Source organism: Streptomyces sp. MK37H (genome assembly GCF_018035285.1).
GTDB classification, from domain to species: Bacteria; Actinomycetota; Actinomycetes; order Streptomycetales; family Streptomycetaceae; genus Streptomyces; species Streptomyces endocoffeicus.
The window spans coordinates 1-1,840 of record NZ_JAAAYH010000787.1 but is presented as its reverse complement, the minus strand read 5'-3'; the positions used below and the strand labels follow the sequence as shown (position 1 = coordinate 1,840).

The following is a 1,840-nucleotide window of genomic DNA, read 5'->3' as shown; positions in this document are numbered from 1 at the left end:
GCGCTTTGCCGGGCTCTTCGCTGCGACGCTCTTGCGGGTGCGCTTGGGCGCCTCTGCGGCACTGACCATCAGCGTCACACCCTCCTCGTCGAGGATCTGGTTGAGGCTGCGCAGTACGTTCTTCCACTGGGTTGGCGGAATCTGGTCAGCCTCGAAGGCCCGGCGCACATCGTCGCCGGCGATCTGCCCCTCAGCCTTTCCCCGCTCGATGAGCGCCATGACAGACTCCGACTCGGCGATCTCCGGCGGGAGCGTACGGGATGTGCTGGCCGACACGAACAACCTCTCGGAACGTTGGAAACGGCTTCCGGCTCAGTCCACTGGGGACCGGAGCCGACGACCGCCGGCAGGGATGAACCGACGGCGCGGGCGGAGTGCGGAGGAGTACAGCGTTTTGAGCGACATCCGTATTCCCTCCGCGGCTGCCACCTCTTTAATCATCGCGCTGCCCCAAAGAGCGTTACGCCCAATACTCGTGGCCCGAGTCACACCCCATAACGGTCTTAATGCCCATCCAACGGGACAGAAAACTCCCAATCGCGCACCGATGGGAGTCACACGGCGCCGATCGATCAGATCGCGCCGCGCCGCCGAACCCGCGACGCGGGATCCGGCGACGCCCTCTCGTACGCCGTACGACATCCATCCGGCCAGAACTCGCCGCCTACGGACACCGCCTTGCCGTACGTCGTACGCCGCACGCTCCGGACACCCGGCGCTCCGGGCGACCGGACGCGCCGCGGCTCAGTGCTCGCGCGGCGCGGGCACCCCGACCTCGGCGTGATCGAGATCCGGGTGGACGGTCAGCAGCTGGCGCATCGCCGCCTCGGCCGCCGCGGCGTCGCCCTCGCCGATCACCTCGACGATCCGGCGGTGATGGGCGACCCCCGCCTCGGTGAGGCGGTCGCAGCCGGAGACCGGGGCCCCCGAGACATGGAGCGCGGCGGCGACGATGCCCGCCAGGTGCTCCAGCATCCGGTTGCCCCCGACCTGGAGCAGCAGCGCGTGGAACTCGGCGTCGGCGCGGGAGAAGGTGAGGGCGTCACCCTGCGCCAGCGCATGGCCCATGATCTCGACCATGTCGCCGAGCCGCTGCTGCACCTCCTCACGGCCGTGCCCGGCGGCGAGACGGGCGGCCAGCGGCTCGATGGTCCAGCGCAGCTCGCACAGCTCACGGCGCTGGTCGTCGCGCTGTGGCCCGAAGGCGCGCCACTCGATGATGTCCGGATCGAGCAGATTCCAGTCGCTGACCGGACGGACCCGGGTGCCCACATTGGGGCGGGCGCTGACCAGGCCCTTTGCCTCGAGGACGCGCAGCGATTCCCGTACGACGGTGCGGGAGACCTCGAAGCGCTGACCGATCTCCTCGGGGACGAGCGGACGGTCCGCGCCCAGGTCACCGGAGACGATCATCTGGCCCAGCTGCTGAACGAGTTGGCCGTGCAGCCCGCGGCCCCGGTTGCCGGCCGTGCGTCGGCCAACCCGGCCGATCTCCGCCTCGGCACCGTCCCAGGAGGAGGGGGCGCTGCCGCGGTCGGCGCCAGGGGCTTCGGCGTAGGAGTAGCGGTCAAGCTCGCCCGAACCGGCCAGGCCGGAGTCGGCGGGGCGAGCCGCGGTCATCGTGGTGTGCGCAAGGGTACTCACGCATCCTTTGTCGGCGACGCCTCGGAAGCCCTTGAGGTCTTTGGTGAAAAGCACACGAAAGGGTGATCGCCCATTACCTCATAATTGACGCTCAATCGGACAGAAAGAAGCACCCTTCGGGGAGTTGCGAGCAGTTCGCGCGATGGCCGCGCGAATCCGCTTCGGGCCTGATCCACTGGTCTGGGGACGGGCGACT

Annotated in this window: 1 protein-coding gene and 1 pseudogene; both read right to left on the bottom strand. The window is 69.1% G+C overall.

The annotated features are described in order from the left end of the window. Window positions 1-282, bottom strand: a pseudogene (locus tag GWI24_RS43915) (RNA polymerase sigma factor); the annotation flags it as partial. Between the two features lie 462 nt (window positions 283-744). After that, window positions 745-1,698: an FCD domain-containing protein gene (locus GWI24_RS43910; RefSeq protein ID WP_308344292.1), complete on the bottom strand. Its 954-nt coding sequence runs from the start codon at window positions 1,696-1,698 to the stop codon at window positions 745-747. Window positions 1,699-1,840 lie beyond the last annotated feature (142 nt).